This is a genomic window from Amorphoplanes digitatis, assembly GCF_014205335.1.
GTDB lineage: Bacteria > Actinomycetota > Actinomycetes > Mycobacteriales > Micromonosporaceae > Actinoplanes > Actinoplanes digitatus.
This window is the reverse complement of record NZ_JACHNH010000001.1, coordinates 5,995,090-6,019,508: the sequence shown is the minus strand read 5'-3', so window position 1 is coordinate 6,019,508 and position 24,419 is coordinate 5,995,090. Positions and strand designations below refer to the sequence as shown.

The window sequence follows — 24,419 nt, the reverse complement described above, 5'->3', positions numbered from 1 at the left end:
CTAACGCCGCAGGCCGGTCACAGCCAGCCCCCTTCGGTGGCGATGCGGATGGCGTCGACCCGGTTGCGCGCACCGAGCTTCATCTCGGCGGCGGTGAGGTAGTTGCGCACCGTACCGGTGGACAGCGACAGCCGCCCGGCGATCTCCGCGGGTTCCGCGCCGGTCGCGGCGATCCGCAGCACGTCGACCTCGCGCGCCGTCAGCGGATTGGTGGCCGCGTCCAGCGCCGCGAGCGCCACCTGCGGGTCGACCACCCGGTCGCCGGCCGCGATCCGCCGGATGGCGTCGATCAGCTCCTGCGGCGGAGCGTGCTTGAGCAGGAACCCGCGGGCATGCGCCTGTAGCGCGCGGCGCAGGTGTCCGGGGCTGGCCAGGCCGGTCAGCACGAGCGTGCGGCAGCCGGGCAGCCGCTCGTGCAGTTCGGCGGCGGCGGTCAGCCCGTCCTGGCCGGGCAGGTCGATGTCGATCACGGCGACGTCGGGCCGGGTGCGCATCGCGGCGTCGACCACCGTGTCGCCCCGGTCGACGCTGGCCACCACGTCGAGGTCGTCCTCGAGGGCGAGCACGGCGACCAGGGTCTCGCGGAGCATTCGCATGTCCTCCGCCACCATGATCCGGATCATTCCGGCCTCCGTGAATTCCTCACCCTGGATTCGTGATCAGCGCACTACCGACGGCCACCCGCCGGTTGCGAGGCTACCTGCCAGGTCGATCTCACCTGGACACCTATGGGGGACCAGATGGCAGCAACCGAGACGCTCGCTCCGGCCACCACCGCGTACCGGTGGCGGTGGGTCGCGCTCGCGGTCATCCTCGCGGGTTCGGCGATGGAGCTGCTCGACGCCACCGTCACCAACATCGCCGGGCCGACCATGCGCGCCGATCTCGGCGGCAGCGCCGGCCTGCTCCAGTGGCTGGGCGCCGCCTACCTGCTGGCGATGACCGCGGGCCTGCTCACCAGCGGCCGGCTCGGCGACATCATCGGGCGCCGCCGGATGTTCCTGATCGGCGCCGGCGGCTTCACGATCGGCTCGCTGCTCGTCGCGACCGCGGGTACACCGGAGACGGTCATCGCGGCCCGGGTCGTTCAGGGCCTGTGCGGTGCCGCGATGGTGCCGCAGGGCTTCGGCCTGATCAAGGAGATGTTCCCGCCGACGGAGTCGCAGACCGCGCTCGCCGCGTTCGGACCGGTCATGGGCCTGGCCGCGGCCGGCGGCCCGGTGCTGGCCGGATGGCTCGTCGACGCCGACATCCTCGGCACCGGCTGGCGGATGATCTTCCTGATCAACCTGCCGATCGGCGTGGCCGCCGTTGCGGCCGCCGTGCGCTTCCTGCCCGCGTCCCGCGCGCCGCATCCGCTCCGGCTGGACCTCGTCGGCGCCGTGCTGGCCGCGGCCGCCGGCCTGCTCCTGATCTTTCCGCTGGTGCAGGGGCGCGAACACGGCTGGCCCGCCTGGGCCTTTGCGATGATGGCCGGCTCCGCGCTGCTCTTCGTCCTCTTCGGATGGTACGAGACGCGCACCGAGAGGGCCGGCGGCGATCCACTGGTGATACCCAGCCTCTTCCGCAAGCGGGCGTTCACCGGCGGCCTGCTGGTCGGGGTGCTCCTGTTCGCCTCGATGTCGGGCTTCATGCTGGTGTTCAACGTGTTCCTCCAGGTCGACGCCGGTTACTCGCCGTCGGCCGCGGGGCTCGCCATGCTGCCGTACCCGATCGGTGTGATCGCCGGAATGGGCGCCCTGCCGTCGCTGCGGCGGTTCGGCCGCGCGGTGCTGCACGCCGGCGTGCTCGTCAACGCCCTCGGGATTGTCGGCGTCATCGCCACCGTCGCCGCCGCCGGATCGGCGGTCAGCGGCTGGCGGCTGATACCGGCGTTGCTGGTCGGCGGGGTGGGTGCGGCGCTGCTGATGGGGCCGTACCTCGACTTCGTGCTGGCCGGCGTCGAGCCGGCGGAGACCGGCTCCGCCTCGGGGACCATCACGGCCGTCCAGCAGCTGGGCGGCGCCCTCGGCCTGGCCCTGGTCGGCACCGTGTTCTTCGACGCGCAGGGCTCCCTGACCCCCGCGCTGTGGTTGGCGGCCGGCCTGGTGCTTGCGGCCTTCCCGGCCGGCTACTTCCTGCCCGAGCACACCGCAGACAAGAGGAGACCATCATGATTCTGGTTACCGCGGCCACCGCGCCCGTCGGACGCTCCATCGTCGAGCAGCTCGTCGCCGCCGGCATACCCGTACGCACACTCACCCGCGACCCGGGCAAGGCGGACCTGCCGGCCGGCGCGGAGATCGTCGCCGGGGACCTCGGCGACCCGGACAGCCTGGCCGCCGCGCTGACCGGCGTCGAGGCCGCGTTCCTGCTCGCCGTCGTGCCGGGTGTCGGGCCGGGCTTCGTTGCCGCGGCGCAGCGCGCCGGGGTGAAACGCATCGTGTTCCAGTCCACGGCCGAGATCGACGACGACGCCGAGCGGCAGCGCGACGAGGTGGCCGCCGCACACCACGAGATCGAACAGATCATCGTGGACGCCGGACTGCAATGGACGTTCCTCCGGCTGGACGTCGCCTCGGCCGACGCGTTGCAGTGGGCCTTCGACGTGCCAGGGCAGCTGGCCGCCGGCGACGTGGTGCGCGGGCCGTACGCCGAGGCGGCCGGGTCGCCGATCCACACGGCCGACTTCGCCGCGATCGCCGTGGCGGCGCTCACCGGCGACGAACACGTCGGCCGGAAGTACCACGTGACCGGGCCCCGGTCGCTCACCCACCGCGAGCAGATCGAACTGGTCGGCCACGCGCACGGTCGCCACCTGCGCTACGTCGAGCTCGATCCCGCCGCGGCCCGGTCCGCGATGAGCCCGTACGCGCCGGCCGACCTCCTCTTCGCGGCCTGGGAACGGTACCTGGGCCGGCCGGCCCCGGTCACCGACACGATCTACCGGGTCACCGGCCGGCCGCCGCGCACCGTCGAGGAGTGGGCCGCGGCGTACCCGGCCTGCTAACTTCTACACCCTGTAGAAGAACCTGGTCGATGAGTAGGGGTGTCTGCTCTGATGGCGGCCGCATTGGGCGACATCCTGCTGGTGCTCCTCAGCCGCGAACCACGCAGCGTCCTCGATCTGCGGCAGGGCTACGCCGACCTCTTCGGCGACCGGCCGGTGCCGGACGTGATCCGGATCGTCGCCGCGCTCACCCGGCTGGAGCGCGGCGGCTTCATCCGGACGGTCGCCTGGGACCCGGGATCCCGGAGCGGGGCCCGGCGCGTCGTCGCACTGACCCCCGCCGGGCAGCGGCGCCAGCAGACCTGGTTGCTGGACCCGCCGCCGGACGTCGACCGGTCGGAGGTCTACGCGCGGGCCATGCTCGCCGTCGCCTACGCCGACCGCGACACCTTCGACGGTGCGATCGGCGCCTGCCGCAAGGTCGTCGACCGGCAGCGGTCCGCGATCGAGGACCGCACCGGCGCCGCGGGCCCGGTGCAGGGTGCCCGCGCGTCGTTCGAGGTCGCCGCACTCACCTCGCTCGGCGGCTGGCTGCACCACCTGCGCGACACGCTGCCGTGACCACCCTGTGCGGGGGTCAGCGGCGACGGCCGAACTCCTTGGCGAGGACCTCACGCGCCGCGGTAGTGCACCCCGGCCCAGATCCGTGCCCCCATCAGTTCAGTCCGGGCCGAGGAGAGGCTGTCGAAGTGCCGGGTGGTGCCGGACTCGGCGCTGTAGGCGCTGAACGACAGGTCGTCGCGGCCGAAGAACGTCCGCAGGGCGGCCATGATCGCGGAGGTGTAACAGGCGTGCCCGGAGGGCCACTCCGGCGACGGCGCGGTGACGCGCAACGGCGTCCAGGCCGGGTCGGCCACGGTGGCCGGGTTGCCGTCGATGGCGAACGGCTTCAGGAACGCGTACCCGGCGCCGGCCTGGACGAACCCGGGCGGAGTCAGCCGGTATGCGCCCGGGGCGGTGCCGACCGGCCAGGTCGCGTCCGAGAACGCGCCGTCGTCGCGGCGGTCCGCGATCGTGGCAGCGGCCGCGGCCTTGCCGACCCGGATCCCGCCGCGCTTCGCGCGACCGTCGGAGATCACGGCGAGCGCCTCGTCGTACCGTGCGCGCAGCGCGTCCGCCTGGGCCGGGAAGAGCGAGAGGAGTACGCGGTAGCCTGTTCGAGGATCATCCCTGGCGGATGATGCCGGCGCGGCGAGGAAGGTCGAAGCTGGCCACATGATCGGTGCATTACTGCTCGGCTTCGTCGCCGGCGTCATCGCGAGAGTGCTCATGCCAGGCGACGCGTTCCGCAAGATGAGCGGGCCGGCGTCGTGGCTGGTCTCGGTGGGGCTCGGTCTGGCCGGGGCGATGCTCGGGTACGTCATCTTCACCCTCGGGATGGGGATCGGCGACGACGACATCTTCGACTGGGGCGGGATCCTGAGCGCGATCATCGGCACGCTGATCGTGATCCCGATCGCCGGCTGGCTGCTGCACCGGTCGGGCCACGCACCGAAAACCGGGTAGCCGGCTCGTACGATCCCCGCATGCCTGATCTCTCCGCGCGGTTCGCCCGGCTCACCGACGACTTCGTGGTGTACCCGGTCGACCTGGAACGGAACCCGCCGACTGCCTGCCACCGGACCGCCTCGCCCGGTTCCAGGAGTGGGGCCTGTGAGGTGGCCGGTGTGAGGCCTCCGACGACCGAGGAGCTTGAGTCCTGGGCCGGGCGCGGGCACGTCGTGCGTGCGAGCGAGACAGACCTGATCGGCACCTGCTTCGCCGAGTCGGCCGTGCTCGACTGCTGGGACGAGAGCGCCGAGGCGGAGCACCAGGCATTCGCCGAACTGACCGATCTCCTCGGCCGGATCGAGGCCATCGATCCGGCCGCCATCGCGGACGGCGACCACGAGCGGCAGTTCTGGCCCGGTGTGCTCGACCGCTGGCTCTATTGACCGTCGGGGTCGGGTACCGTGCCGCCGTGGGATGTCGAGGGATGTTCTTTGCGCTGACGGCCGAGCAGGAGGCCGCGCTGGTGGCGACCCGCGACGACGACGAGGTACGGGCGTTCGTCGAAGAGGTCGAGATGGGCGACTGGGACGGCGAGCCGCTGGACTGCGAGACCGACAAGGCCTGGGACGCCATGCACCGGTGCCTGAGCGACGGGACCCTGGGCAGCGGCCGGCGCCTGTCCCCGCTCGACATGGCCGTGCTCGGCGGCGGCCACCACTACGAGGGCGACGACTACGTCGTGAGCCACGTGCTGGTCGACGAGGTGGCCCGGGTCGCCGCGGGCCTTCAAGTTGTGGACGAGGCGTGGATGCGGCAGCGGTACGACAGCATCGACCCCGCGAGCTACCAGGGCGTGCTCAGCGACGAGGACTTCGCGTACACCTGGTACTGGTTCACGCGGGTGCGCGACTTCTACGGCCGGGCCGCGGCCGCCGGGCGGGCCGTCATCTTCACCGTGGATCAGTAGACGGTGTAACCGCCGTCGATGACGAGCACGGAGCCGGTGACGAAGGCCGCCGCGGGGGAGCAGAGGTAGACCACGGTCGGTGCGATCTCCTCGGGCATGGCGTAGCGCTGCTGCGGGGCGTCCTCGATCCACATCCGGCGCAGTTCCGGCCGGTCCACCGGGGCCATCTCCGTCTTGACGTAGCCCGGCGCGACGGCGTTGACCCGGATGTTGTCCGGTGCCCACTCCGCGGCCAGTGACTTGGTGAGCTGGTGGACGGCGGCCTTGGAGGCGTTGTAGGGGGCCTGCGCCTGCGGCCGGTTGACGATCAGGCCCGAGATGGAGCCGATGTTGACGATGCAGCCGCCGCCGGTGGCGCGCAGGTGGCGGCCGGCGGCCAGGCTGACCTTCCAGACCGCGCGGACGTTGAGGTCGAAGACCTGCTGCCACTGTTCGTCGGTGGCGTCCCAGGCCGGGTTGTGTACGCAGGCGCCGGCGTTGTTGACGACGATGTCCAGGCCGCCGAGGGCGTGTACGGCCTCGTCGACGCCGCGCTGTACGTCGTCGTCGCGGGTCAGGTCGGCGCTGATGGCGTGTGCGGCGATGCCCGCGTCCGCGAGTCGGTCGACCGCCGCCTGGTTGGCGTCCGCGCCGCGCCCGATGAACGCGACCGAGGCGCCGGCGTCGGCAAGGGCCTGGGTGAAGGCGTACCCGAGGCCGCGGTTGCCGCCGGTGATCAGCGCCTTCCGTCCCTCCAGGGAGAATGCTGCCAGCCCGCGCGGATACTCGCTCATGCCTTCAGGATCGCACGACGGAACCCACCGCTATCACGGGTAACGGGCCGCGCTGCCTGAGCGCGTCGAGCAGGGTCGCGACGGGTGCCGGCCGGGCGAAGTGGTAGCCCTGCGCCAGGTCGCAGCCGAGGCCGTTGAGCCGGTCGGCCTGGGTGGCGGTCTCCACCGCCTCGGCGATGGTCTGCAACCCCAGGATGCGGCTCAGCTCCAGGATGGTGCGGATGAACGCGAGGTCCTTCGCGGCGCCCTGCTCGATCTGCTCGGCGGTGAAGGATCCGTCCATCTTGAGGATGTCGACGGGCAGCTGGCGCAGGTAGGCCAGCGAGGAGTAGCCGGTGCCGAAGTCGTCGATGGCGATCCGGACGCCGTTGTCGCGCAGGGTCTGTAGCTGTTCGGTGGAGGTGGCGGCGTCGACGACCGAGGTGATGAGCACCGTCTCGGTGATCTCCACGATCAGCGCCGAGCCCGGCACGTCGTTCTGCCGCAGCAGGTCGAGAACGCTCTGCGCGAACTTCGGGTCGCGCAGCTGGTGCGCGGAGACGTTCACGGTGACCGACAGCCCGTGCTCGTGGTGCAGGGTGGACAGGTCGGCGCAGACCTGGGCCATGACCCAGCCGCCGATGGCCACGATGGCCCCGCTCTGTTCCGCGAGGGGGATGAACTGCATCGGCGGGATGGAGGTGCCGTCGGGGCGGGTCCAGCGCAGCAGCGCCTCGGCGGCGACGATGTCGCCGGTGGCCAGCTCGACGACGGGCTGATAGTGGACGCTGAACTCCCCGGCGTCGAGGGCGTGGTGCATGTCGGCCACGAGCTGGGTGTTGGCGAGGCGCTCGGCGTGCACGGCGGCGTCGTACACGGCGTACTGCTTGCCGCCCTGGTGCCGCGCGCTGCGCAGCGCCAGGTCGGCATCGCGCAGCGCGTGCGTACGCGGGGCGCTCGCCGGCATGGGCACGACGCCGATGCTCGCGGCGAGGTGCCGGGCCGACATGCCCGGCAGCTGGTACGGGTGGTGCAGCGCGTCGAGGATGCGCTGTGCCACGGCCGGGCCGTCGACGCCGTCGCCGGTGGCGGCGAGGATGGCGAACTCGTCGCCGCTGATCCGTACCACGGTGGCGTGGCCGGGCACGACCGTGCGCAGCCGGCGGGCGGCCTCGAGCAGCACCGCGTCGCCGGCCTTGTGGCCGAAGCTGTCGTTGAGATCGCGGAAGCCGTCGAGGTCGACGAGCAGCAGCACCTCGTCGGGGGGAGCGGCGTTGTCCAGGCGCTCCTGGAGCAGGGCCCGGTTGCCGAGTCCGGTGAGGACGTCGAGCAGGGCGCGGCGGTTCAGGAGCGTGGCGAGCTGCGAGAGCCGGAAGATCAGCAGGACCGACATCGCGCAGCCGAGCAGCTCCAGCACGACGGTCCGGGGCGAGCGCGGCCCGAGGTCGGCGACCAGGCTGGTGACGGTCAGCCCGCTGATGGCCAGGATGAGCGACACGTAGATCAGCATTCGCCGGCGCGGCGCCGGTGACGGATTGACGGCGACGTTGCCGGTGCTGCGCGCCATCGAGGGGTGCAGCGCCGCGCCGCCGATGAGCACGTACGCGCCCAGCCAGCCGAGCGCGGTGAGCGTGTCGAGGTTCGTGCCGGACAGCAGGGCGGCGAAGTTCACGGTGTTGGTGATGATGAGCAGGCATGCCGAGGCGGCCATCAGCCGGTAGGCGGGCGTGCGTACCCGTGACACGACGACGACGCGTACCGTGAGCACGAGAATGACCAGGTCGATGCCGGCGTAGAGCAGATAGCTCCCCAGCCGCAGGCCGCTGAAGCGGCCGTCGAACAGCAGCGGTTCGATCACCAGCGCCCAGGAGAACGCGCCGCCGCCCAGCGTCATGATGGCGGCCTCGACGGCGCCGCGGCGCTGCCCGGGCCGCACCCACCAGTAGACGCTCAGCGCCAGCAGTACCAGCGCCGCCGCGTAGAAGAGGTCGCCGACCGACGGGAATCGCGGCACGCCGGCGGGGGTCAGCGCCATCGCCCAGCCGAGGTTGGCGAGCAGCGTGCTGCCCACTCCCGCGACGATCAGCCACCACGGTGCCGGCCATGCCGGCCGATACTTCCGTACGCCGACCGCGATGGCGATCATCACGGACGCCGTGACGGCCATGTAGACCCAGGGTCGCACCTGGGGGCTGACCAGTGAGCCGGCGGCCAGGACGATCGCGCCGATGCCGAGATACCAGCGGTGACCGACGGCTGAGGGGGCGACAGGGCTGGCCCGGGGGAGACTGGTCACACCTCATGGATACCGGCGGACGGGTGCAATCCCGTTGCCAACGCCGTGCAATACGTATGTCGTTTGCCAGATGTGGTTTCTCACAGGCTCCTGCGACGATGCCCGGCATGCAGGTACGTCGTCTCACTCTGGCCGCAGTCGTCACACTCGCCGCCGGCGCCGCGTCCGGGCCGTCGGTGGCGCGCGCCGACCCGCCGCCGGCTCCCGGCCGCATGATCGGGCTGCTGCACGCCTGGTCCGCGGACGACTCGACTCCGTACACGAAGGCGATCAACAACGCCAATGTGATCGTCGGCCAGTCCGGTAGCAAGGCCGTCAAGTGGGTGGACGGCCTGCCGCTGTACCTGACCGAGGTGCCCGGATACGCGGCGAGCGCCGCGACCGACATCAACGAGGCGGGCGTCATCGTGGGCTGGGCCGGCCCGAAGTCCGGTTACCTGAAGCGCAAGCCCGTGCGCTGGGACCCCGACGGCTCCTACACGCTGCTGACCGGTAACAACGAGAGTTCCTGGGCGGAGGCGATCAGCAACGACGGGCACATCGCCGGCCGCATGGCGACCTCGAACACCGCGGCCCGGCCGGTGCGCATCCGCGGCGGCCGCAACCTGCCGATCGGGGAGGGTTCCGGCACGGTGGCGGGCGTCGCCGCCGGCGGCATCGTCGCGGGTTCCTTCAACGAGTGCGGCACGTGCGCGACGACCGCCTTCGTCGACGGCAGCCGGGTCGGTGGTGGCACGGGGCTGTTCGGGCTCCCGGGCGGGAGCGACAGCCGGACGGTGGCGGGTGCGATGAGCGCCGACGGGCTCAAGATCTTCGGCGTGGCGAACGACGAGCTCGTCGCCTGGGCGTACGAGGCGAACCCCGCGGACGGAGTGCACTGGCGGCGTACCCGTATCGGCCGGCCGCCGCTGCCGGGCGTGCTGACGGTCTCCGCCGTCAGCTCCGACGGCGCGCGGGTCGGCGGGCACACGCGGACGGCTTCGCTCGAGCAGAAGGCGTGGATCTTCGAGAACGGGGCCTTCGTCGTCCTGCCCGCCTATTCGACCTGGGTCGAGGGCGTCAACATCCACGGTACGGTCACCGGCGCCATGGTCAGCGCGCCAGTCTTCTGGAAGTGAGCCGATCCGGCTCAGAAGTAGTCGTGCAGCGTCGGCGCCGGGCCGGCGGTCGCCGCGCGCAGCGCCTCGTCGGTGCCGGCGTCCCCGCCGGTCAGGAAACCGCTGCGGCGAAGCTGCTCCGGCGTCGCCGCGCCCGCGTACCAGGAGGCCAGGCCCCGCGGTGTCAGCCGGACGGTGCCCGCGCCGCCCGGCTCCAGCCGGGCGTCCCCGCCGGAGAGCACCAGCCGGTGGCGGCCCTGGTGCCACGGGCAGACGTCGTCGGTGAGCTCCAGGTCGACCTCGGCCGTCAGGTGCCGCGGCCAGCCGCGGGCGGCGACCGCGCCGGGTGCGTCGACGACGCGCAGCATCCACGGCTGTGCGGACTCGGGCCGGGCGTCGCCGCGCGCCAGCAGCGACCAGACCGGGTCGGCGGCGACCAGCCGGATCAGCGTGGTCGGCGCGACGCTGGCCCAGCCGCCGAGCATCGCCAGCAGGGTGCGCGTCGCCTCGGGCGTCAGTCCGATCAGGTCGTCGACGGTGAGCTTGCCGGTCGCGTCGTAGCCGGGACCGCGATTCCAGCGGGCGTACCCGACGACGGCGCCGGTGTCGTCGACGGCGACGGTGAAACCGTGGTAATCGGCAAGCAGCTCGGTTGGCGTTGCCCCGAACGCGGGCCCGGAACGCTCCATCATGCCGGTGCCGGCCCGCGCCACCTCGCGGTAGATCTCGTGCACGGCGGAGATGTCGGCCACGGTCGCCGGTCGCAACGCGGTCTTGGGGTCGAGACGGATCTCGGCGAGCACCCGGGTCGGCACCGCGTGGTAGACGAGCGCGCCGACCTCCTCCCAGCCCAGCGCCCGGTACGGCGCCGGGGTGGTGTCGAACAGGGTGCTGATCACCGCGCCCCGTTCCCGGGCGCCCTGCAACAGCCGGGTCAGCACCAGCCGGCCCAGGCCGCGCCCGCGCAGCTCGGCGGTGGCCGCGACGCCGGCGACGCCGCTGGCCGGTACTCTCCGGCCGCCGAACCACTGGCTCTGCTCGCGGTCCACCGCCTTGGCGACCAACTGCCCGGCCGGGTCGAAGACGCCGAGCGAACGCCGGCCGGGTGAGTCGGGGTTCCAGCCCTCCGGCTTGGCCTGCCCGTGGTACCCGAACGCGAGACTACCGAGGTCCCACGCCAGCTGATGATCCTCCGGCCCGAGCGGCCGCACCTCGTACGTCACTCGGGCCATCATGCCAGCGGTCCCGCCCGGCCTCACGCGATTTCGAGTGGCCGGGACGCCGGGCCGAGTGATTGCTCCAGGTCGCGGCGTAGCCGGCCAACAGGATCAGGTGGAGCAGGTAGAGCCACAGGCCGATTGCGATCATGCCTCCGATCTGATCGAAGCCGCCGAACGGGGCGCCCAGGTTCAGCGGCAGCGAGCAGAACAGCACGAAGCCGTGCAGGAACCCCGCCAGGTTCGCGGCCGTGAACGAGCCGATCAGCACGGTCGCCGTCCAGGCCGGACGGCCCGGCGCGATGTAGCGGTAGATCCAGATCACGACCGGGGTCAGCAGTAGCCAGCAGGCAAGAAAGGACAGTACGACCGCGAGCACCGTGTACCACCCGCCGCGTACCCATAGGGAACTCGTCGCGGGAAGCGCGAGAAACATCGCCAGGAGCAACGCCGGCGCCGCCGCGAGCAGCGGCAGCCCGAGCAGCCGGCCCTTCCAGCCCACCGCGGTGTCCTGGCCCTGCGGCTCGCGCAGCGAGACGAATGCCCGCCGCAGCCCTTCGCCGTAGAGCGTGGCCGGCAGGAGGCTGGCCAGTGCGAACAGCGGGGTCAGGTGCAGCCCCGCGTCGATCAGGGCGGCGAGCGCGCGCGGCGCGCCGATGTCGGATGGCAGCGACGCGATGGTGTGCCCGGTCAGCCGCCGCACCCGGTCGGCGCCCGCGACCCACCCGGCCACCCAGATCGCCAGCAGCGCGATCGGCACCACCGCGATGCCGCCGTAGAACGTGACCGCGGCCGCGCGCAGCGCCACGTCACGCCCGCGCAGCGGCCGGAACACCCTTTTCCAAACCCACACCGTCTTCCTGTACCCAGAAAAGCGTCGATCATTGGTCTGTGTGTTCGGCCGGGCTGACCGAACAAGTCCCTGACCTGCGCAGACAAGACAGCGGGTACCGGCGCGCCGGAGGAGTGACGGGCCCGTGGCGCCGAGGTGCCGCGGGCCCGCCGGGTGGTGTGGTCAGCCGAAGCTGAGGCTGTAGCTGTTGGTGGTGAAGGAGGACTGGCCGGCGGTGCCGGAGATCTCGTAGCCGAGCTGGAACTGGCCCAGGGTCACGTCACCCCACCAGTTGTTGGTGCGCAGCCAGTTCAGCATCGCGAGCACGTTCAGCGTGCCGGAGCTGCTGTTCGAGGTGCGGACGAACGAGAAGACCGCGTTGGCGCCGTTGGAGCCGCGGTAGATGTTCCAGGTGGCGCCGCCGACGCTGACGTTCGAGGCGGTCGGAACCGCGCCGTTCGCGTCGTACTGCTCCGCGATCGGACCGACCGCGCCCTGCTTGTTGGCCCAGATCATGATCTCGTACGCGTTGTTGTTGGCCCAGATGTCGTACGCCGTCACGTAGTCGCCGCTGGCCGGCACCGTCACGTTGTACGAGCTGTTGAGCGAGCTCAGCGAGCTCAGCGAGCGGTTGAGGGTGTAGCTCACGTTCGGGTAGGACTTGATGCCGCTGGTGCGCGGGTGGTTGGCCACCACGCCCCAGTTGCTCGCGGACCGCGCCCAGGTCGTCTGCGGGCCGGCGCCCGAGCCCCAGATGTTGTTGTAGATCGTGTAGCCGTTGGTGGTCCAGTTGTCCCACTGGCCCGAGCCGACCCAGACGGCGTCCGACGGCACGCCACTCGTCGGCGGGGGCGTCGTCGGCGCCGTGGTCGGCGCGGTGGTCGGTGCGGTGGTCGGCGTCGTGGCGCCGGTGCAGGCGGTCCCGTTCAGGGTGAACGCGGTGGGCACCGGGTTGCTGCCGGTCCACGAGCCGTTGAAGCCGAACGACACGGTTCCGTTGGTGGCGACCGAGCCGTTGTAGCCGGCGTTGCGGGCGGTGACCGTCGAGCCGCTCTGGGTCAGTGCGGTGTTCCACGCCTGGGTGACCGTCTGTCCGGCCGAATAGGACCAGACCAGCGACCAGGAGGTGAGCGCGTCGCCCAGGTTGGTGATCGTGACGTTGGCGCCGAACCCGCCCGGCCACGTGCTGCTCACCGCGTAGGCGACGCGGCAGCCGGCGGCGGCGGACGCGGGGAGGGCGGTGACGACGCCCACTCCCGCCGTGACGGCTACCGCGGCGGCCACGGAGAGCGCGATCTTTGGCCTTCTCATCTGCTTCCAATCTCGAGAGATGGCACCGCACTGGGATTCGTCGAAGCGCTTCGACGGTGGGTTCGCAACGTCGATGAGTGTCTATGCGGTATTGCGCAGATGTTAAGTCTCTGTGGCCGGTTGAGCAATGATTGCGCCGGCGGCGACAGCATCGCGCTGTCGCCGCCGGCGTGGGTGCTTCCCGCTCGGTCAGGTGGTGAAGACCGGCCAGTACGGGCCGGCGCCGACCGCCGAGGTGTAACGGTTGTAGGTGCCGGTGTACTGGTAGGGCACGCCGGACCAGATCTCGCCGTGGTCGACGTCGACGGCCCAGACGGCTCCCTCGGCGCTCTTGTACACCGCGCCGTAACACCCCGACTTGTCCCTGAACTTGCCGACTTCCTTGCTCTCGTTCGTGCCCCACTTCAGCAGGACGCGGGCGACCACGCCGCGCCCGTTGGCGAGGGTGTCCTTGACGCAGATGGTCACCTCGACGTTGTACAACGTGCCGGCGTACTCGCCGTACCAGTAGTTGACCTTCAGCTGATAGGTGCCGATCTGCTGGTGGCTGGAGTTGTACATGGGTACGACGTCGGTGCCCTCCGCGTTCCCGTCGTACGGCTGGCGCAGCGCACTGTTGTTGGGGAGGTCGGACCAGGCGTAGGCAGCCGACGGTGCCAGGATCGCCAGCGCCGCCGCGATGACCGCCACGACGCCGGTCCTGCGCAAGATTCTCTTCATGCGGTGATGATGAATGGACCGTTCGGACTCTGTCATCCACCATGCGGTGCAGCGCGACCTGCCGGTCAGGCGCCTCGGTTCTCCATCCATCCACAAAGGACCGGAACGTCTCTCCAATTAGGAATTGACTGGCCGGGCAGGCCCGTCAGCGGATAGTGAACCGGCCGGTCAGTGAGGTGTCGAAGGAGCCGCCGACGGTGACGCGGTAGGTGCCGTCGGCGGTGGTCCAGCGGCCGGTCCGGGCGTTCCAGTACTGCAACAGGTGCAGGTCGGCGAGGTCGGCCGCGGGAACGACGATGTCGACGGCGCGCGACCGCCCGGGGTCCAGCGTGACATTGCGCCAGGCGAGCAGCCGCTTCGACGGCTCGCCGGCCGGGCGGGGCAGCTCGACGTACGCCTGCGCCGTCTCCGTGCCGGTCCGCTTGCCGGTGTTCGTCAGCCGGAAGCGGATCCGCAGGTCGCCACCCTTCGCGGCCGGCGGCGCGACCCGCAGCCGGTCGTACCGGAAGCTCGTGTAGGTCAGGCCGTGACCGAACGGGAACAGCGGCTCGACGTCCCGCGCCGCGTACCACCGGTAGCCGACCCGCAGCCCCTCCTTGTACTCGACCTGGCGCGGCTCGTCGCTGCCGGGCGGCCGGACGATCGACCCGTCGGAGAACGTGCCGGGGTACCGCTCGGGGTCGCCGGCGGTCGGCAGGTCGGCCTCGGAGCGGGGGAACGTGTGGGTGAGCTTGCCGGTGGGCGCGGTGTCGCCCCACAGCAGCGCCGCGACGGCCGGGCCGGCCTGCTCACCGGCGTACCAGACCTCCAGGACGGCCGGGACCGAGTCGATCCAGGGCATGACCACCGGGCCGCCGGTCTCCAGCACGACCACCGTGGCGGGGTTGGCCGCCGCCACCGCGCTGATCAGGGCGTCTCCGTCGCCGTCCAGCGAGATGTTCGGCCGGTCGGCGAACTCGCCCTCCCGGTAGTAGCCGAAGACGACCGCCACGTCGGCGGCGGCCGCGAGGGCCGCCGCGGCGGCCGGGTCGCTGCCGTCGGCGTACGTGACGGTGCCGCCGGTCGCGGCGGCGCGCGCGGTGATGCTGTCCAGCGGCGCCACCGCGGTGCAGGGGACGCTCGGCGCGGTGTGCAGGCAGACGCTTGACGCGTCGATGTCGCCCGTCGCCGGCGTGTTCGCCGCGGTGGACCCGATCACCGCGATCGTCCGGGCGGCGCCGGACAGGGGCAGCACGCCGGTGTTCTTCAGCAGCACGGAGCCCCGCTCGGCCAGGCGGCGTGCCAGCGCCTCGCTGTTCGGGGTGGAGACGTCGGCGTCCGGTGCGGCGATCCGCGGCACGTCGAAGAGCCCGGCGGCGAGGTGTGCGCGCACGATCCGGTACGCGGCACCGTCCACGTCCGCTACGCGCAGGCGGCCCTGCCCGATCAGCTCCTTGATCGCCATCGGCGTCCAGTACCGCCACGCGTTCAGCTCCTGGTCCAGGCCGGCCCCCAGCGAGGGTGGGTCGTCGCTCAGGTAGTGCCGGGCGCCGAAGTCGGTGACCACCCAGCCGTCGAAGCCGATCTCCCGCTTGAGGATCCGGGCCAGCAGCAGCTCGCTGCCGCAGGCCCAGTCGTGGTCGACCTGGTTGAACGAGCACATGACCGAGCCGACGTCGCCACGGTCGATGGCGATCTCGTACGGCAGGGTGTAGATCTCGCGCAGCGTCCGGCCGTCCACGTTGGACGAGCTGTTGGCGCGGTCGGTCTCCTGCTCGTTGGCGACGAAGTGCTTGAGCTGTGACTGCACCGGCTCGCCGCCGTCGGCGCCGACGCCGCGGGTGTACGCCGCGGCCATCAGGCCGGACAGCACCGGGTCCTCGCCGAGGTACTCGGAGGTCCGCCCGCTGCGCGGGTCCCGGCCGGCGGCGATCCCCGGCCCCAGCAGCACGTTGCGCTGCTTGCGCCACGCCTCGTGACCCATGGCGACGCCCTTGTCGTACGCGAGCGCGGTGTCCCAGGACGACGACAGCGACACGTTCGCCGGGTAGACGGTGACGCCCGGGCCCGCGCCCGCGATGACCGACGGCGCGTCGGTGTACTGGATCGTCGGGGTGCACGGCACCTGCGGCGGCATCGTGAAGGTGACCGGGGTGAACTGGTCCGCGGGGATCTCGCGGGGGCGCGCGGTGGTGAACGTGGTCCGGGCCGGGTCGTTCGCCGAGTGCTCGTCGAGCCAGCGCAGCTTCTGATCCAGCGACGAGGCGGCGAGCAGGGCGCGGGCGCGCTGCCCGGGCGAGGCGTGCCGGTTCATCCACGGCACGGTGGCGCAGTCGTCGTCCGCGGCCGCGCCCGGCGCGGCGGCCACCTGGACGGCGGGGGTGAGCAGGGCGAGCGCGGCGACGGACAGCGCGATGCGGCGGCGGGCGGTGTGCGACACGGTGCGGCCTCCGGGAAGGGAATGGTCCGGCCGGCGGCGGAGCGTTCGTCCGCCATGGACCACATCCTTGGATTCCGTCGATGCCTGTCGCTAGGCCGTGGTGCACCGGTGATAGCACGGAATGCACCTTCGGCGGCGGCCTCCCGGCCTACCGCTCGTATCGGATGACGGCGTCCCGCAGGTGGTCGTCCGGGCCGCGGACGAACAGGCCGCGGATCTCGGTGAACGGGTTGCAGACCGGCGGGATGTCGTCCTCGTCCTCGTACTCGGCTCCGGGCTCCTCCGGCAGCTGGACGAACGGGGTCTTCGGCTGATCGGGGTGGGTGGGCTCGACCGGGTTGCGGTGCCAGGCGGTGCCGTAGTTGCGGTTGAGCACCTCGCCGAGGTACCACCCCGGCACCAGGACCTCGGGCCGGCCGGACTCCTCGGCCGCGACCAGCTCGGCCCGGCCGGCGAACCGCTCACGCAGGAGCCGCTCCAGGCGATCCAGCGAGTCCACGGTGAAGTCCCAGTCCTGCCTGGTCTCGCGGGACCAGGCCGGGAAGGCCGCCTGCTGGGCCGCCAGCCACGTGTTCAGCCGCGGGTTGTCGGCCCAGTCGCTCATGTCCTATCTCCACTCAGCGCTTGGTAACGAAAAGATATCCATACCGGTCGATCAGGCCGTATCGGGTCGCGCCGATACGGTTCCGTTCCATATGGTGCCACACGGCGCCGGGGGACCAGACGACTACAAACGGGGAGGCACCCGGCGTTTCCTCCCTGGACGGGGATCCACATGAGCTACCCCAGAGCCCGGCTCCGCGCACACCTGCTCTTCCGCGGCATGGTCGCGGCCGTCTGCGCCGTGGTGCTGGCCGCCGGCGCCCTGCCGGTCGCCGCGGCGGCGGCGCCGGTCACGCTGACCGGCAAGCGCTGCGACGCCAAGTTCAAGCTGACCGGCAACCCGTCGAAACCGGGGACGCTGCCGGGCGGTGACGCCAGCCGGATCAAGTCGGCGTGGGACACGTACGACTACACGAACCAGCGGCAGTCGATGGACGGGCTGGCGGCGCCGACGGCCGAGCAACTCGAGGAGTCCGGCACCGACTCGAAGAAGTGGAAAGAGGGCGACCCGCGCAAGGTCTACGCCAGCTACAACAACCGGCAGACCAGCGCGAACCCTTACAAGGGCACGTTCCAGGACTGGCTCAACGACGCGTACATCGACAACGCCGCCCGCCGCACGCGCGGCGAGGCCTTCCACAAGAAGGTCGTGCAGGACCTGAACCTGGTCGGCCCGGACTGGCTCTGCGAGGTCGAGGTCAAGGACGCGGACGGCAAGGTCATCCGCCGGTACGACGCGGTCAACCAGAAGACCAAGGAGTTCGTCGAGATCAAGTCGGGCGGCGGGATCGTCGACAAGCAGCTCCCGAACGACCGCCAGGTGCTCAAGGACACGCGGTTCAAGGACTACTCGCTGCGCTACGTCTACGGCCAGGAGCCGGAGGCCCGCACCAACGTCAAGCTGGGCGAGCTGCGCGCCGAGGCCGGGTCGCACCCGGACGGCAGGTCCCGGGTCACCGTCTACCAGCACCGCTCCACCCCGGTCGTGCGGTTCACGCCCGGCCCGCACACCAAGTTCGACCCGACGCTGAACCCGAACCCGCAGGCGAACTCCGGCTCGCGCGGCGGCCTCAACGACATGCTCAACCAGTCGAAGCCGACCCCGGAGAGCATGCGCCAGCAGATCGAGCGCATCCGGCAGGGCGACCCGACCGGCCAGCGCCTGCGCGGACCCGGCGGCGTCGACTTCTCCACCCTCGAGCTGCGTTTCGTCGGCGCCCCGGTCAAGGGCGAGGGCCTGGACTACTCGTTCACCGCCGAGAAGATGCCCGACCCGGACACCAAGCCCGGCTTCGGCGGCCAGGAGAAGGCCCAGCTGATCTCCGACTCGTTCTTCACCTGGCTGTCGCTGACCCCGGAGAAGTTCTGGGTGAACCTCAACCCGGACGAGCCGCAGCGGGTGATGGACGCCAAGTTCGGCAAGACCGACGCCGGACGGGTGCTGCTCGAGGCCGACCTGCAGATGAAGCACGACTTCGCCGCGTTCATGAACCCGAAGACCGACCTCGGAAAGAAGTTCTGGGACGAGAACCAGCTGAAGGACGGGCTGCCCTGCCTGCACGGCATCCGCAACTGGATCGAGCCGAAGCCCGCGCAGGTGCGCGAGCAGGACGGCGGCATCTACATCCTGGACGCCCCGCTCAAGGTCAACTCTGTGCCGCAGGAGGTCGACTTCGACCTTCCCGGCGACCCGTGCGAGCCCACCAAGGCGCAGATCGAGCACAACCAGAAGGTCGTCGAGAAGCTGATCGTTCCGGCGGTCGAGAAGAAGATCGCTGAGGACCCCGCGTACGCCGACCTGCGCCGCGTATATACCTCCCGGGTGGCGGCCGAGTGGATCCGGCTACAGGACGCGAAGAAGGCCACCGACTACCGCAAGATCATCAACAGCGACGACGCGTCGAAGTGGCCGATCCGCGGCGAGAAGTGGGACTTCAACGAGACCTGGCAGCGGTACCTCAAGTCGTTCCGCGACGGCGACTACAAGTTCGAGTGGGAGGCCGGCGGGCAGGTCTACGTCTACACGATGGGCGGCGTCGACTTCTCCAAGTCGCCCAAGCAGAACGTGTCGAAGCAGCAGTTCACGGCGAAGCACCAGTACCTGCCGCGTAGCACGAGGACGTCGGTGCAGACGATGACCGACGACGCGGAGAGCGACGAACTGCTGCTGCTCGGCGGCAACACCAAGGCCAAGCCGACGACCGGCGACACCGCCAAGCCACCGGCCGACGGCGCGAGCGGCGGCGGCCAGGCCGGCGGCCTGCCGATCACCGGCGACAGCGTTCCGGTGCCGGCGCTGGTCTCCGCCGCGCTCGCCCTGATCATCGCGGGCACGGCCCTGGCCTGGTGGGGACGCCGCCGCCGGCGGCGCACCTTCGTCAGCTAGAGCACCTGTACGCGCAGCGGCGGCACCGTTCCCGGTGCCGCCGCTGTGTCGTGCGGGCCGATCCGGTGGCGCGGGTGTCACGATGTCGGCATGGGTGAGGTGACCGACTACATCGCCGGCCGCGACGAGCCCGCCCGTACGGTGCTCGAGCGGTACCGGGTGCGGGCGATGGCCGTCGTGCCGGAGGCGGAGGAGGGCAAGGGCTACGGGATGGCGGCGCTGCGCTACCGCGGCCGGCCGCTGATCAGCGTCGTGTCGACGAAGCAGGGCTACTCGGTGTTCCCGTTCAGCGCCGACGTCGTCGCCGGCGTGGTGGCCGAGCTGGAGGGCTTCGACTCCACCAAGGGCGGCATCAGGTTCACCGACGAGCGGCACCTGCCCGACGCGGCGTACGAGGCGCTCGTGACCCGCCGGCGCGCCGAGATCGACGCCGCTCTCGAGCGACCCCGGCGCGCTTAGCCCACGGCCTCAGGCCGGGGGCCGGATCAACGCCCGGATGTCGGCGAAGTCGTCGCGCCGGTCCTTCGACGACCAGATGTTGATCGAGCCGACGCTTCCCGGCTCGGCCCAATGACACATCGTGATCACCAGGGGCCGGTTCGCCCGGTCGACCCCACACCTTCCGACCGCTCCCGCCACGCCGAGGTCGATCGGGCGCACATCCTCCAGCTGAACCGCCAGGTTCTGGGTGAGCAGCCGCAGCGCCACGTCGGGCGTGGCCACCTGGCCGGCCGCGGCGCTCACCTCGACCATTTCGGAGAGGTCCTTCGGATTCAGGTACACCGCGGCCACCGAGTCGGTCGGCCGAAGCACGCTCCGCTTGAACGACTCGGTCATGCTCTCCGGACCCTTGAGCCGCTTGGCCTCCTCCGTCCGCGGCAGCCCGTTGATCTTGGCCGGGGTCGCCAACCGGACCGCCGGCGCCGCCGACGCGCTGGGCTTGGTGACCGGCGCAGGGGGTGCCGGGTCGGACGCCGAGCAGCCACCGAGCACGAGAGCGCCGCCGAGCAGTGTGGCCAACGGTGCGGCCAACGGCCGCGAGACAAAGCTGCGCATGCACTTCCTTCGATGCGAGGAAGGTACACAGTACCGGAGGCGCAATTTGCGACAATCGACGCACGTGCATGGGGGCTGCTTGTCGCCGGAGCCGATCACATTCCGGGAGGTGCGCATGGCTGTTGAGATGGTCACGGCGGAGCAAGCTACCGCGACACCGAGACCTTCACCGGCGCCGTGAAACTGACCGTGCCCTTCTACATCGAGATCGACCTGGGTCAGGTCTGAGGGGTCACCGGGACGATAGGTGGTTCTGAGCCACTGTGCGCAGGCGGCTGTGGACGCCCTCGTAGGCCGGCGCCACGCCCAGGTAGCGCTTGGGGACCTTGGCCAGCATCGTGTAGTTGGGGTCGCAGACGTTGCCCACCGGGGCCTCGCCCGCCTGGCTGATCAGCTGATACGCGTCGAGGACGTCCAGACCGGTCAGGTCCGCCGCCCAGGTCACCAGGTCGTGCTGGCTCATCCGGTACGCGTCCTCCAGCGGCCGGGCCGAACCCGCCGACATCAGCGCCTCGTCGGTCTCGAAGCGCGGGGTCGGGGTGGCCGCGCCCTTGATCACGTCGACGATGAGCACGGTGTTCATCGCGGACTCGACGGCGGTGCCGCAGACCTCGCCCTCGCCCTGGCGGCAGTGCCCGTCGCCGAGGGCGAACAGCGCGCCCGGCACGTTCACCCCGAAGTACGCGGTCACGCCGGCCCGCAGCTCCGGGGTGTCCATGTTGCCGCCGTGCGCGTCCGGGACGATGGTCATCCGGCTCTCGAACGCGGCGGGCGCGACTCCCGCCGTACCGTGCATGGGGTCCAGGGGGAGCTCCATGCTGAAGTCGCCGCGCCGGGCGTGGTAGCGCACGAGGCCCGCGGGGACGTCGACGTCGTAGCGCCAGACCACCTCGTCGAGCGGCGGGTGCAGCATCGCCGTGGTGTGCGTGGTGGTCAGCGCCCCGAAGTGCGGGAACGTCGAGGAGACCGCCCAGTCGCGGGCCGGCACGATCTCGGCGAAGTGCACCGCGAGGGTGTCGCCCGGCTCGGCGCCCTCGATGTGGAACGGGCCGGTGACCGGGTTGAGGTAGGGGAACTCGCACACCTGCGACGGCAGGTCGTCGACGGTGCGGACCCGGCCGCCGAAGCAGTCCTCGGTGTACAGCTCGAGGATGGTGCCGGGCTTGACCCGGCGCACCGGCTCGCGGCCGCCGAACGTGTACGACAGCTCGTCCGCGGTGGGGCGGTAGCCGATCACCTCGGTCACGGCTTGGTCCCTTCGGCGAGGCCGGCCAGCTCGGGGCGGCGGCCGGTGAGGTAGAAGACGATCAGGACGATCACCCCGATGCCCAGCCACAGGAAGCCGAGCATCTGCGCGGCGATGTCCGCGTTGATCACCACGTAGAGCAGGATCAGGAAGCCGATCGCCGGGCCGATCAGGTGCCGCAGCCAGTCCCGGCTGCCCTGGCGCACCACGTAGTGGACCACCACGGCGACGTGCAGCGCCAGGAAGGCGGTCATCGCGCCGAAGTTCACCAGGGTGGACAGCAGCGAGATGCCGTCGTCGCGGCTCGCCATGTAGAGGCCGAGTGCCAGGGAGACGACGGCGACCAGCAGGGTGGCGTTGGCCGGCACCTTGTGCCGCTCGTTGATCCGGGCCAGGAACCGCGGCATCTGCCGGTCGCGGGCCATCGCGTAGAGCAGCCGGCTGGTGGCGGCCTGCGCCACCAGCGAGTTGGCGAAGCCCCAGGCGATCGCGGTGGCCAGCGCGGTCAGGTTCGCCAGCCAGCCGCCGCCCGCGGCGCGGGCGGCGTCGTAGAACGCGGTGCCCTCCGGGTCGCCGTTGGCAAGCAGCCCGGGCGCATCCGGTACGAGCAGCGCCGCCACCCAGGTCTGCACGATGAACAGGACGCCGGCCAGCAGCAGCGCGGCGACCATGGCCCGGCCGATCTGCCGGGCGTCCTCCCGGCTCTCCTCGGCCAGCATCGAGATGCCGTCGAAGCCCAGGAACGACAGCACCGCGATGGACACCGCGCCGAACACCACCGACCAGGAGAACGTGTCGGCGTTGAACAGCGGGCTGAACGAGAAGCCCGCGCCCTTGCCGGAGGCCAGCGCGCCGATGCCGATCACCAGGAAGATCGCCAGCACGATCAGCTCGGCGATCAGCATTATCTTGTTGACCCGCGCGGTCATCTGGATGCCGAAGTAGTTGACCACCGTGTTGAGCACGACGAAGGCGACGAGCCACAGCCAGACCGGCACGCCCGGCACGAGCGAGTGCATGGCCACGCTGGCGACCAGGTAGAGCAGGCCCGGCACCAGGACGTAGTCGAGCAGGATCACCCAGCCGGCGAGGAAGCCGACCGGCGGCGCGATGCCGCGGCCGGCGTAGCTGTACACCGAGCCCGCCATCGGGAACGCCTTGACCATCTGTGCGTACGAGAGGGCCGTGAACACCATCGCGACCATGCCGATCACGTACGCCAGCGCGACCATGCCGCCGGAGCCGGCGTACACGCTGCCGAAGATGCCGAACGGCGCGATCGGCACCATGAAGATGAGCCCGTAGATCAGCAGGTCGGTGAAGGTGAGCGAGCGGCTGAGCTCCTGGCGGTAGCCGTACCGCTCGATTCCCTGTTGCGGCTGTTCCATGGTCGGACGCTAATCCAAAAGCTTGAAACAGAAAAGGTTTCCAACGGAAGGATTTAGTTCCTGTCGATGACCTGGAAATCGAGGCCGTCGGCGCGGGCCAGGTAGACCGGCTGCACGGCGTGCCGATCACGCAGCACGAACCGGCCGCGGCCGCCGTCCACCGAGGTGCCCTCGGCAACGGCGTCGAGGGCCGGCGCGGCCAGGTGGCCGGCCCGCCCGGCCAGCGCGGCCAGCAGACGCACCCCGTCGTACGCGCCCTGGCCGTGCCCGTTGAGCACCGGGGCGTCCATGCCGAACCGCCCGGTGTAACGCTGCGAGAAGGCCAGCGCCGCGTCGGTCGACAGCGCGGCGAAGTAGCCCATCGCCGCGTAGAGCTCGCCGGTGGCGTCGCCGCCCGCGCCCAGCAGGCCGTTCTCCTCCAGCGCCGCGCACACCCGGGCCACCCGGCCGGCGGCCGCGGACCCGGCGAACAGCCGGTTGAACTCCACCAGGTCGCTGCCGACCAGGGTGAGCAGCACCGCGTCGACCCGGGCGGCGACCACGTCGGCCACCAGCGCCGCCGCGTCCGCGCCGCCGCGCGGCACATACCGTTCACCCACGACGGTGGCGCCGGCCCGGATCAGCCGGCGGCGGGCCACCGCGTGCACCCGGCGCGGCCACACGTAGTCGTTGCCCAGCAGGAGCCACCGCCGGGCCCGCCCGGCCAGCAGCCGGTCCAGCGCCGGCCGCAGCTGCCGCTGCGGCGTCTCGCCCAACAGAAAGACGCCGGGGGTACGCTCGCCGCCCTCGTACGGCGGGGTGAAGACGTACGGGACCCGGCCGCCCAGCACGCCCATCAGCGCCACCCGCACGTCGCTCGCGTGCGTGCCCACCACGGCGGCGACGGCGTTCGCCCGGACCAGCCCGGCCACCTCCGTCGCCACCTCGGCCGGCGGGCGCCCGCCGTCGACGAGCGTCAACTCCACCGGACGGCCGAGGATGCCGCCGGCGGCGTTCAGCTCGGCGGCGGCGAGCACGGCGCAGTTCAGCGCCGACGGCGCGAGCAGCCCGAGGGTCCCGGAGGTCGGCACCACGATGCCGATCCGCACGGCCTCGCCCGGGTCGGGAGCGAGCAGCCGGGCCTCCAGCGGATCGGTGACGAGAACGACGTCGTCGGGCATGCGCCGAGTATCTTCGCTTGCAGGCGTACGAAAAAGGGGGCACCGGAGTTGGCCGAGACCGGACTGCGCGCACACCTGTCGTACCTGCTCAGCGAGGTCGAACGCCAGATCAACCGGCAGCTCGCGGCGGGGCTGGCCGTCGAGGGCGTCAGCGTCGAGCAGTGGCGCATCCTGCGGGCGCTCTCCGACGGCCGCGGCCACTCGATGACCGACCTGGCCGAGGCCGTGCTCATGCCGCACCCCACCCTCACCAAGGCCGTAGACCGCCTGGTCGACAACGCGGTGATCTACCGCCGCCAGGACACGACCGACCGCCGGCGGGTCGCCGTCTACCTCTCCGACCTCGGCCGCGACCTGGTCGCCCGGCTGGACCGCCGGGCCGCCGAGCACCACAACGAGGTGGCCGCCGCGTTCGGCGCCGATCGCACCGAGCGGCTGATGCGCGAACTGGAGGCGCTGGCCGCCGCCTGCGGGGCGCGACCCTAGGAG

General features: G+C 71.3%; 24 protein-coding genes. 10 read left to right on the top strand and 14 right to left on the bottom strand.

Translation table 11 applies throughout. From position 1 onward, the window contains the following. Nucleotides 1–17 precede the first annotated feature (17 nt). Nucleotides 18–623 (bottom strand): response regulator transcription factor, encoded by a 606-nt coding sequence (locus tag BJ971_RS26470; RefSeq protein ID WP_184995908.1) that lies wholly within the window; start codon nucleotides 621–623, stop codon nucleotides 18–20. Nucleotides 624–740: 117 nt separating this feature from the next. Here BJ971_RS26470 and BJ971_RS26465 point away from each other — a divergent pair, with 117 nt between their 5' ends. From BJ971_RS26465 to BJ971_RS26455, 3 genes are read left to right on the top strand one after another with little or no spacing between them, the layout of a single operon-like run. Beyond that, the gene (locus BJ971_RS26465) at nucleotides 741–2,156 is read left to right on the top strand and encodes an MFS transporter (RefSeq protein ID WP_203709099.1); all 1,416 of its coding nucleotides are present in this window, start codon (nucleotides 741–743) and stop codon (nucleotides 2,154–2,156) included. After that, entirely contained in the window at nucleotides 2,153–2,989 is an 837-nt protein-coding gene (locus tag BJ971_RS26460) for an NAD(P)H-binding protein (RefSeq protein WP_184995906.1), read from the top strand. The genes BJ971_RS26465 and BJ971_RS26460 overlap by 4 nt, the downstream gene beginning before the upstream one ends. A gap of 51 nt (nucleotides 2,990–3,040) precedes the next feature. Then, complete coding sequence (locus tag BJ971_RS26455) at nucleotides 3,041–3,550, top strand: PadR family transcriptional regulator (protein ID WP_184995905.1); 510 nt, start codon at nucleotides 3,041–3,043, stop codon at nucleotides 3,548–3,550. 50 nt (nucleotides 3,551–3,600) lie between these two features. Here BJ971_RS26455 and BJ971_RS26450 read toward each other — a convergent pair whose 3' ends face one another. After that, entirely contained in the window at nucleotides 3,601–4,206 is a 606-nt protein-coding gene (locus BJ971_RS26450; protein ID WP_184995904.1) for a phosphatase PAP2 family protein, read from the bottom strand. Here BJ971_RS26450 and BJ971_RS26445 point away from each other — a divergent pair. The 3 genes from BJ971_RS26445 to BJ971_RS26435 are packed head-to-tail and all read left to right on the top strand — an operon-like array spanning nucleotide 4,205 to nucleotide 5,447. Further along, nucleotides 4,205–4,495, top strand: coding sequence for a GlsB/YeaQ/YmgE family stress response membrane protein (locus tag BJ971_RS26445; protein ID WP_184995903.1), 291 nt, complete (start codon nucleotides 4,205–4,207; stop codon nucleotides 4,493–4,495). The genes BJ971_RS26450 and BJ971_RS26445 overlap by 2 nt on opposite strands. 20 nt (nucleotides 4,496–4,515) lie before the next feature. Continuing rightward, the gene (locus BJ971_RS26440) at nucleotides 4,516–4,923 is read left to right on the top strand and encodes a hypothetical protein (protein ID WP_184995902.1); all 408 of its coding nucleotides are present in this window, start codon (nucleotides 4,516–4,518) and stop codon (nucleotides 4,921–4,923) included. Between the two features lie 41 nt (nucleotides 4,924–4,964). Beyond that, the gene (locus BJ971_RS26435; protein ID WP_184995901.1) at nucleotides 4,965–5,447 is read left to right on the top strand and encodes a DUF1877 family protein; all 483 of its coding nucleotides are present in this window, start codon (nucleotides 4,965–4,967) and stop codon (nucleotides 5,445–5,447) included. On the opposite strand, the gene BJ971_RS26430 is transcribed toward BJ971_RS26435, so the two are convergent. After that, entirely contained in the window at nucleotides 5,441–6,220 is a 780-nt protein-coding gene (locus BJ971_RS26430; RefSeq protein ID WP_184995900.1) for an SDR family NAD(P)-dependent oxidoreductase, read from the bottom strand. The genes BJ971_RS26435 and BJ971_RS26430 overlap by 7 nt on opposite strands. 4 nt (nucleotides 6,221–6,224) lie before the next feature. Then, nucleotides 6,225–8,495: a putative bifunctional diguanylate cyclase/phosphodiesterase gene (locus tag BJ971_RS42300; RefSeq protein WP_184995899.1), complete on the bottom strand. Its 2,271-nt coding sequence runs from the start codon at nucleotides 8,493–8,495 to the stop codon at nucleotides 6,225–6,227. A gap of 107 nt (nucleotides 8,496–8,602) precedes the next feature. On the opposite strand from BJ971_RS42300, the gene BJ971_RS26420 reads away from it, so the two are divergent. Continuing rightward, nucleotides 8,603–9,613 carry a hypothetical protein gene (locus BJ971_RS26420; protein ID WP_184995898.1) on the top strand — a complete coding sequence of 337 codons (1,011 nt, stop codon included), beginning with the start codon at nucleotides 8,603–8,605 and terminating at the stop codon, nucleotides 9,611–9,613. Between the two features lie 11 nt (nucleotides 9,614–9,624). Here the strand turns inward: BJ971_RS26420 and BJ971_RS26415 are convergent, their stop codons facing one another. The 6 genes from BJ971_RS26415 to BJ971_RS26390 form a co-directional block, all read right to left on the bottom strand. Beyond that, nucleotides 9,625–10,815, bottom strand: a complete 1,191-nt coding sequence (locus BJ971_RS26415) for a GNAT family N-acetyltransferase (RefSeq protein ID WP_184995897.1) — start codon at nucleotides 10,813–10,815, stop codon at nucleotides 9,625–9,627. After that, nucleotides 10,754–11,662, bottom strand: a complete 909-nt coding sequence (locus BJ971_RS26410; RefSeq protein WP_184995896.1) for a YhjD/YihY/BrkB family envelope integrity protein — start codon at nucleotides 11,660–11,662, stop codon at nucleotides 10,754–10,756. The genes BJ971_RS26415 and BJ971_RS26410 overlap by 62 nt, the downstream gene beginning before the upstream one ends. 162 nt (nucleotides 11,663–11,824) lie before the next feature. After that, nucleotides 11,825–12,952 (bottom strand): glycoside hydrolase family 12 protein, encoded by a 1,128-nt coding sequence (locus tag BJ971_RS26405; RefSeq protein ID WP_221478845.1) that lies wholly within the window; start codon nucleotides 12,950–12,952, stop codon nucleotides 11,825–11,827. A gap of 189 nt (nucleotides 12,953–13,141) precedes the next feature. Continuing rightward, the gene (locus BJ971_RS26400; protein WP_184995895.1) at nucleotides 13,142–13,672 is read right to left on the bottom strand and encodes a hypothetical protein; all 531 of its coding nucleotides are present in this window, start codon (nucleotides 13,670–13,672) and stop codon (nucleotides 13,142–13,144) included. 145 nt (nucleotides 13,673–13,817) lie between these two features. Beyond that, nucleotides 13,818–16,091, bottom strand: coding sequence for a beta-glucosidase (locus BJ971_RS26395; RefSeq protein ID WP_184995894.1), 2,274 nt, complete (start codon nucleotides 16,089–16,091; stop codon nucleotides 13,818–13,820). Nucleotides 16,092–16,239: 148 nt separating this feature from the next. Then, a complete protein-coding gene (locus BJ971_RS26390) occupies nucleotides 16,240–16,695 on the bottom strand; it encodes a hypothetical protein (protein ID WP_184995893.1) in 456 nt (151 codons plus the stop codon). 171 nt (nucleotides 16,696–16,866) lie between these two features. Here BJ971_RS26390 and BJ971_RS26385 point away from each other — a divergent pair, with 171 nt between their 5' ends. Further along, complete coding sequence (locus BJ971_RS26385; RefSeq protein WP_184995892.1) at nucleotides 16,867–19,080, top strand: hypothetical protein; 2,214 nt, start codon at nucleotides 16,867–16,869, stop codon at nucleotides 19,078–19,080. 90 nt (nucleotides 19,081–19,170) lie between these two features. Beyond that, a complete protein-coding gene (locus BJ971_RS26380; RefSeq protein WP_184995891.1) occupies nucleotides 19,171–19,539 on the top strand; it encodes an iron chaperone in 369 nt (122 codons plus the stop codon). A 9-nt stretch (nucleotides 19,540–19,548) separates the two neighbouring features. Here the strand turns inward: BJ971_RS26380 and BJ971_RS26375 are convergent, their stop codons facing one another. The 4 genes from BJ971_RS26375 to BJ971_RS26360 form a co-directional block, all read right to left on the bottom strand. Then, the gene (locus BJ971_RS26375) at nucleotides 19,549–20,136 is read right to left on the bottom strand and encodes a hypothetical protein (protein WP_184995890.1); all 588 of its coding nucleotides are present in this window, start codon (nucleotides 20,134–20,136) and stop codon (nucleotides 19,549–19,551) included. Nucleotides 20,137–20,368: 232 nt separating this feature from the next. Then, the gene (locus tag BJ971_RS26370) at nucleotides 20,369–21,382 is read right to left on the bottom strand and encodes an acetamidase/formamidase family protein (RefSeq protein WP_203709100.1); all 1,014 of its coding nucleotides are present in this window, start codon (nucleotides 21,380–21,382) and stop codon (nucleotides 20,369–20,371) included. Then, a complete protein-coding gene (locus BJ971_RS26365) occupies nucleotides 21,379–22,770 on the bottom strand; it encodes an APC family permease (RefSeq protein ID WP_184995889.1) in 1,392 nt (463 codons plus the stop codon). The genes BJ971_RS26370 and BJ971_RS26365 overlap by 4 nt, the downstream gene beginning before the upstream one ends. 53 nt (nucleotides 22,771–22,823) lie before the next feature. Next, nucleotides 22,824–23,930, bottom strand: coding sequence for a substrate-binding domain-containing protein (locus BJ971_RS26360; RefSeq protein ID WP_184995888.1), 1,107 nt, complete (start codon nucleotides 23,928–23,930; stop codon nucleotides 22,824–22,826). Between the two features lie 48 nt (nucleotides 23,931–23,978). Between BJ971_RS26360 and BJ971_RS26355 the strand changes: the two genes are divergently transcribed. Further along, nucleotides 23,979–24,416 (top strand): MarR family winged helix-turn-helix transcriptional regulator, encoded by a 438-nt coding sequence (locus tag BJ971_RS26355; protein WP_184995887.1) that lies wholly within the window; start codon nucleotides 23,979–23,981, stop codon nucleotides 24,414–24,416. Nucleotides 24,417–24,419 lie beyond the last annotated feature (3 nt).

What these genes read in the sequence shown, in the direction of transcription:
- BJ971_RS26470 (WP_184995908.1), bottom strand. Translation starts at nt 623, where the DNA reads ATGATCCGGATCATGGTGGCGGAGGACATGCGAATGCTCCGCGAGACC.
- BJ971_RS26465 (WP_203709099.1), top strand. Translation starts at nt 741, where the DNA reads ATGGCAGCAACCGAGACGCTCGCTCCGGCCACCACCGCGTACCGGTGG.
- BJ971_RS26460 (WP_184995906.1), top strand. Translation starts at nt 2,153, where the DNA reads ATGATTCTGGTTACCGCGGCCACCGCGCCCGTCGGACGCTCCATCGTC.
- BJ971_RS26455 (WP_184995905.1), top strand. Translation starts at nt 3,041, where the DNA reads ATGGCGGCCGCATTGGGCGACATCCTGCTGGTGCTCCTCAGCCGCGAA.
- BJ971_RS26445 (WP_184995903.1), top strand. Translation starts at nt 4,205, where the DNA reads ATGATCGGTGCATTACTGCTCGGCTTCGTCGCCGGCGTCATCGCGAGA.
- BJ971_RS26450 (WP_184995904.1), bottom strand. Translation starts at nt 4,206, where the DNA reads ATGTGGCCAGCTTCGACCTTCCTCGCCGCGCCGGCATCATCCGCCAGG.
- BJ971_RS26440 (WP_184995902.1), top strand. Translation starts at nt 4,516, where the DNA reads ATGCCTGATCTCTCCGCGCGGTTCGCCCGGCTCACCGACGACTTCGTG.
- BJ971_RS26435 (WP_184995901.1), top strand. Translation starts at nt 4,965, where the DNA reads ATGTTCTTTGCGCTGACGGCCGAGCAGGAGGCCGCGCTGGTGGCGACC.
- BJ971_RS26430 (WP_184995900.1), bottom strand. Translation starts at nt 6,220, where the DNA reads ATGAGCGAGTATCCGCGCGGGCTGGCAGCATTCTCCCTGGAGGGACGG.
- BJ971_RS26420 (WP_184995898.1), top strand. Translation starts at nt 8,603, where the DNA reads ATGCAGGTACGTCGTCTCACTCTGGCCGCAGTCGTCACACTCGCCGCC.
- BJ971_RS26405 (WP_221478845.1), bottom strand. Translation starts at nt 12,952, where the DNA reads ATGAGAAGGCCAAAGATCGCGCTCTCCGTGGCCGCCGCGGTAGCCGTC.
- BJ971_RS26400 (WP_184995895.1), bottom strand. Translation starts at nt 13,672, where the DNA reads ATGAAGAGAATCTTGCGCAGGACCGGCGTCGTGGCGGTCATCGCGGCG.
- BJ971_RS26390 (WP_184995893.1), bottom strand. Translation starts at nt 16,695, where the DNA reads ATGAGCGACTGGGCCGACAACCCGCGGCTGAACACGTGGCTGGCGGCC.
- BJ971_RS26385 (WP_184995892.1), top strand. Translation starts at nt 16,867, where the DNA reads ATGAGCTACCCCAGAGCCCGGCTCCGCGCACACCTGCTCTTCCGCGGC.
- BJ971_RS26380 (WP_184995891.1), top strand. Translation starts at nt 19,171, where the DNA reads ATGGGTGAGGTGACCGACTACATCGCCGGCCGCGACGAGCCCGCCCGT.
- BJ971_RS26375 (WP_184995890.1), bottom strand. Translation starts at nt 20,136, where the DNA reads ATGCGCAGCTTTGTCTCGCGGCCGTTGGCCGCACCGTTGGCCACACTG.
- BJ971_RS26365 (WP_184995889.1), bottom strand. Translation starts at nt 22,770, where the DNA reads ATGGAACAGCCGCAACAGGGAATCGAGCGGTACGGCTACCGCCAGGAG.
- BJ971_RS26360 (WP_184995888.1), bottom strand. Translation starts at nt 23,930, where the DNA reads ATGCCCGACGACGTCGTTCTCGTCACCGATCCGCTGGAGGCCCGGCTG.